Source organism: Bradyrhizobium oropedii, assembly GCF_020889685.1.
GTDB lineage: Bacteria > Pseudomonadota > Alphaproteobacteria > Rhizobiales > Xanthobacteraceae > Bradyrhizobium > Bradyrhizobium oropedii.
In genome coordinates, this window is sequence record NZ_JACMYO010000403.1 from 1 (window position 1) to 1,834 (window position 1,834).

2 protein-coding genes are annotated in these 1,834 nt (G+C 65.5%); both read left to right on the forward strand.

Annotated elements, in window-relative coordinates:
• The first annotated feature begins 85 nt into the window (after positions 1-85).
• Positions 86-661, forward strand: a complete 576-nt coding sequence (locus H8A95_RS42835) for a GNAT family N-acetyltransferase (protein WP_229188426.1) — start codon at positions 86-88, stop codon at positions 659-661.
• Between the two features lie 53 nt (positions 662-714).
• Positions 715-1,776 carry a helix-turn-helix domain-containing protein gene (locus H8A95_RS42840; protein ID WP_229188427.1) on the forward strand — a complete coding sequence of 354 codons (1,062 nt, stop codon included), beginning with the start codon at positions 715-717 and terminating at the stop codon, positions 1,774-1,776.
• The last annotated feature ends 58 nt before the right edge of the window (positions 1,777-1,834 follow it).

Sequence of the window (1,834 nt, forward strand, 5' to 3'; positions counted from 1 at the left end):
CGGCTTTCGCCCGGACGACGGCGGAGTGTTCGGCTCTGGTGTGCGTTTGATGACAACGGCATAATTCCGGAAACTGGAGGATGCGATGGTTTCTCTGATCAGGCCGGACGCAAAGCTGTTGCGGGTCGATGGTCCCGTGATCGAGACGGCGCGGCTCATCCTGCGGCCGTGGAGCGCATCCGATATCGCCGACAACACAAAAATGCTGTCCGATCCCGAGACGGCTCGCTTCATCACGCCGGATCATCAGCCGGTCACGTCCGAGCTGAAAGGCTGGCGCAACGCCGCCGTCATCTCGGGCCATTGGGCGCTGCACGGCTTCGGCATGTTCGCGGTCGAAGAGAAATCCTCCCGCCGCTACATCGGCCGCGTCGGGCCGTACTATCCGCCTGAATGGCCGGGCTTCGAGGTCGGCTGGGGCATTGCCAACGAGCACCGCGGAAAAGGCTATGCGGTGGAGGCGGCGCGCGCCGCGATCGACTTCGCGTTCGCCAATTTTACGGTCGACCGCATCATCCACTGCATCGACCCGGCCAACGTCGCCTCGCAGGCCGTGGCGCGGCGGCTCGGTGCCGTGAACGAGGGGCCGGGCAAGCTCGAGGGCGATATCGTCGATATCTGGGTCACGACGCGTGAGCGTTGGTGCCGCGAGCCGGCTTGAAAAGCCCCGCTTGAGCGACGATTGTTCGGCTGACCCGGAGATGCTTTCGACCGATGACATTGGCCGCAACCGAACTCTGCCTGCGCGCCGCCGCGGTGACGCTGCTGCTGGTGCTTGCGGCCTCGATGTTCGCGGATTTCCGCAACGTGTTGGCGGGGCGGCTCGTGATCGCTTTCGCGCTCGGCACGGCCGCACATGCGGTGACCGCGTCGATCGGCGCCGGGGAGCCGATCTCGATCTGGCACGCACCGCTGATCGCGCTTTCGACCGGCGACATCGTGGTGTTCTGGCTGTTCACCCGCGCGCTGTTCGATGACACCTTCGTCCTGCGTTGGTGGCACGGCCTGATCTGGGCCGCGGTGGTGACGTTCAGCTTCGTCAACTGCATGTGGATCGCACCCGGCGGCCACGCGCGGGCGGCGATTACCACAGTCAATCTGCTCGCGCTCGTCTTCATCGCGCTTGCCGTGGCGCAGACCGTCGGATCATGGTCGGCGGATCTGGTCGAGCGCCGCCGCCGTGTCCGTGTCTTCATCGTCGCCGCCTCAGCGCTCTACGGCGGGATGAACGCGCTGCTGCAGATCGCATATGCCGGCAGCCGCGTGACGGTGGAATGGGCCAATGTGCTCAATGCCGCCGTGCTCACCGGCATCGTCGCGGCCATCACCTGGACGATGATGCGCGTCGATGGCGCCGATCTGTTCGCCCTGCCGGTCGAGCCCGTCATTGCCAATGCGCAGCCGGCCGCGATGGAGGAGGCCGCCGACCAGAAGCTGGTCAATGCCCTGATGCGCCTGATGGCGGACGAGCGCATCTACCGCCAGGATAACGTCACCATCGGCACGCTGGCGACCCGGCTGAAGATTCCCGAGTACCGTTTGCGGCGGCTGATCAATCAGCGGCTCGGCTACCGCAATTTCAACGTCTTCCTCAACAACCACCGGATCGAGGAAGCCAAGGCAGCGCTCGCCGACCCCTCGCAGGCCGAAGTTCCTGTCATCACCATCGCGATGGATGCCGGCTTCCAGTCCCTCGGCCCCTTCAACCGCGCCTTCAAGGCGACGACAGGCGTGACCCCGACGGAGTACCGGAAGCTGAAGGTGAGCGCGGCGTGATTGCTCTATTGCGTCGTAAGGGACGCACCGGCCGCAGGGTTCCCTCCCCCCTTGCGGG